Raw genomic sequence first — 3510 nt, forward strand, 5'->3', positions numbered from 1 at the left:
CCCGTGGGCTTGGCCCGAGGATATTTATTGTCCTTCTTTTATATATCCCCAACCTTGTCCTTGTTTTTGAATGATCTCAAGAATGCCGTCAGGTACAGCCCGAACCCCTGTGATGAGTTCCGAAGCATCGATTTCATGGCGATTCAAGGATGCCTGGCAAACCACAAAATCTACGTTGTCGTTTTTGGCCAGTGCTTCCATGTCGGCCGATACGGTCGACTTGTCCTTCACGACCATTTCATAGGCGCCACTATACATGACCACCTCGAACTTTGAATCGGGGTAGGCCTTCGACATCATTTTCACATGTCGCATGGTGGATTCGTGAACCCCGGTATTGCTACTGGTGACATCGAATACTATTTTTACAGGTTTTTCTTGGGCGAATGCCATGGTCATACATAGGCATGCTAATACTACGTTTATAATTGTTTTCATATTTCATTTATTTACTGATTATTACTTACTGTTTACTTATCACTTATCACTGTTTACTTTCTACTGAGTACTGTTATCCGATCACTCTCATGCAAAGATGTAACCACAACCATTCTCTTGCGCCCTACCCAACGCCCAAACCCCTGAGGGTACTACTTGAATTCCTGGCAATACGGCTGCTATCCATTCTTCATACGTTTCCTTTGGATCCAATCCCATTTGTTGGGCCACAGCGCCACTGTATACCGAAATGGCCAAATTGCACACACAGAACATGGCACCTCGGGCTTGCATATCTTTTATGCCTTGGATTACAGGAAGTGGAAAATCACCTTCTTGGGGTTCATAATACGGATTTCGATCATAGGTGGTCCCGTCTGCCTTTTTAACATGGAAAACCTCTCCCAATGGGTACTTCTTCCAAAGGGAAGAATTAAAGGCAAATGGAATTCCATCATGACGTAAAACGGTCATGGCCGTAATATCATCGTCTGGGGATCCAGTTTCATTGTTGGATAAATAGAACGCCCAGTTCCAAATTATCGGAAACCCTTTGTGCGGATAGTTTCCATCATAAACGATACGGTGTGTCCCTTTTATTTGCTTAAACCAGTCATCGGCTTCGTTCATTTGGGTTTCGTTAAAATCGGTCATACCCGCAAATACCGGATTGCCAAGTACTGAAAGTGTACTGGCGGTGGCACCAAGCATCATGGCACCCATAAAGTTTCTTCTAGAATTTGTCTTTGTTTTCATTTGTATATATTTATTTGATTAATATTCTGCAAGAAGTAATTATTCACATCCTACGTTATTGTTTTAAAAAGCATTTGAATCTTCGATTTCTCCATGAAACATTCTTGTTTATAACGCCAACGCGCCGGCTGGCTCCTTTGCTAAAAATGGCTACAAGACATTTTCTTTACGCTTGGCCCTATTTAGATTTAACAATATTGAATTCACTTTTATAAAAATCCATAATAGGTTGAAAAGGACCTATACGGTGTTGCTCTATAGGGAAATTGTCAGCATAGGGCCCATAGGGGGTTGACACTGGTTTTTTAGTCAAATCGGGGAAATCGGCTTCCCGGTTCGGTTTCTCTGGTCGTTGATGATGGTTGATGTAGCCTGCAACATCATACGCTTCTTCATCACTCAATACAGGGGCATCATGGGTGGTGCCAAAGGGCATGTTGGCCTTAATGAACTGGGCCGCTGTGATCACACGGGTCATTCCTGCCCCGTTATTATAAGAGTCCTTACCCCAAAGGGGTGGAAATTGATACCTAAAACTACCTGCTGTTTTAACTCCTTGCCCATTTTTACCATGACAGACGATGCAGTTCGTTTCAAAAACCTGTTGCCCATGAATAAGGTCCACTTTTCTGTTCGGAATTTCAATTTTGACGAACCCTTGGCCAGCTACCTTTCCGTCTTCTGGCGCAAACCGACTTAGCCAGGTCAAATAGGTAATAAAGGCCTGCATTTCTTTTCCGTCAGGAGGTAGTATTCTACCGTTCATACTGCGTTCCATACACCCATTGATACGTTCCTCGATGGTACCTATTTTATTTTCCCTACCCCTGAACTGTGGAAATCGGTTAATGATCCCAATGAGCGGTGCTGAAAAGGGTTTGGTACCCGATTGTAAATGACAATTATTGCATGCCAATCTATTTCCGGCATAAACCATGTCTGGGTTGCCATTGTCAGGGCCGATATATTTTGGTGTGTTTATGAAAAGTTCATGACCTAATTTTAGCTCTACATTTTCAGCAGAATCGTCCAATAATGAAATATCATATTTCGTTTCTATGGGGCCTAGTGTAATATCCACAACCTGTATGGGATCTTTGGCAAACACATCAAAATAAAACAGTAGGGTCGCTATACCGATCAACACCATCAAACTGCAGCATACAGTGACTTGGAGTCTTAATTTTTTGATAAGATAGGTGGTATCATCTTTCATGGCAGATCGTACTTGTTTTTTTGAATTACTGTTAAGGGGGAAGTACTACAATGTTAACCATACTAGCCTTGAATGGGATGCACTATTCATTCAAACTCTAGCAGTATTTGTGAAAGGATCAGAAAAACCTATTGTCATTATTGCAAAAAAATGCAATCACAAATAATAATAAGTATAAAATTAATTATTTAGATATGTCACTAGGTGCAACCCCAAACTCTTCCTTAAAGGCACGACTAAACCAAGAAGGATCGTTAAAACCGGTCTCATAGGCGATTTCGGAGATGGTTTTATCTGTGGTCTCGATCATTTCTTTCGCCTTTTGCAGACGGATAGATCGTATAAAGACTGCTGTGGATTTGTCCGTAATGGCTTTTAGTTTTCTATAGATCTGGGATTCGCTTAAATGTAATTTACTGGAAAGTTCACCCGAACCAAAAGCGGAATTACCTAAATCCTCATTTATGGCTTGTATGACCTTTTGAAGAAACTTCGATTCTGGACTTTCTTCCTTTTTATCCAAAAATTTGTGCAACCCATCTTTCTGGATTTTGTCGATCAATTTTTTTCGGAGTAATACCAGTTGATTTAATCGGATAAACAATTCCTTTTCGTTAAAGGGTTTGGCCAAATAGGCATCCGCTCCATGGGAAAGCCCTGCCAACCGATCTTCCGTAGTTACCTTCGCCGTTAAGAGGATAATGGGTATATGATCCGTACGCTCGTCCGATTTTAGGGTTGCACATACTTCAAACCCATCTTTACCGGGCATCATTACATCACTGATCACGACATCGGGTATATTTTCATACGCCATTTCTATTCCTATTATCCCATTGCTGGCATGCATAGTTTGGTAGTTGCCCTTGAGACAGGTTTTTAAATAATGGGCCACATCTTCATTATCCTCAATAATGAGTGCCAGGGGTAAGGAAGAGCCCTCATCAAAAATTAACGGTTCGGTTACCGCAGTATGTGCTGTTTTTTTAATAAGGGGTTCAACCGTTATTTTAGCGTCTAGGGTTTTAACGGCGGTATTGGTTATCGGTATTTGTACGGTAAAAGTGCTTCCTTTACCAAGGGTGCTTTCCACACCAATG

Annotated in this window: 4 protein-coding genes; all 4 read right to left on the reverse strand. The window is 41.5% G+C overall.

The window, feature by feature from the left end:
• Window positions 1–24: 24 nt before the first annotated feature.
• Window positions 25–438: a DsrE family protein gene (locus WBM98_RS13935; RefSeq protein ID WP_424366632.1), complete on the reverse strand. Its 414-nt coding sequence runs from the start codon at window positions 436–438 to the stop codon at window positions 25–27.
• An 87-nt stretch (window positions 439–525) separates the two neighbouring features.
• Complete coding sequence (locus tag WBM98_RS13940; protein WP_424366633.1) at window positions 526–1194, reverse strand: Tat (twin-arginine translocation) pathway signal sequence containing protein; 669 nt, start codon at window positions 1192–1194, stop codon at window positions 526–528.
• 178 nt (window positions 1195–1372) lie between these two features.
• Window positions 1373–2410, reverse strand: coding sequence for a c-type cytochrome (locus tag WBM98_RS13945; protein ID WP_424366634.1), 1038 nt, complete (start codon window positions 2408–2410; stop codon window positions 1373–1375).
• A 184-nt stretch (window positions 2411–2594) separates the two neighbouring features.
• Window positions 2595–3510 (reverse strand): response regulator transcription factor (locus tag WBM98_RS13950; RefSeq protein ID WP_424366635.1); only part of this gene is annotated, 916 nt, incomplete at its 5' end.

It is taken from the genome of Maribacter sp. (assembly GCF_049667165.1).
Lineage (GTDB): Bacteria > Bacteroidota > Bacteroidia > Flavobacteriales > Flavobacteriaceae > Maribacter_A.

What these genes read in the sequence shown, in the direction of transcription:
- WBM98_RS13935 (WP_424366632.1), bottom strand. Translation starts at nt 438, where the DNA reads ATGAAAACAATTATAAACGTAGTATTAGCATGCCTATGTATGACCATG.
- WBM98_RS13940 (WP_424366633.1), bottom strand. Translation starts at nt 1,194, where the DNA reads ATGAAAACAAAGACAAATTCTAGAAGAAACTTTATGGGTGCCATGATG.
- WBM98_RS13945 (WP_424366634.1), bottom strand. Translation starts at nt 2,410, where the DNA reads ATGAAAGATGATACCACCTATCTTATCAAAAAATTAAGACTCCAAGTC.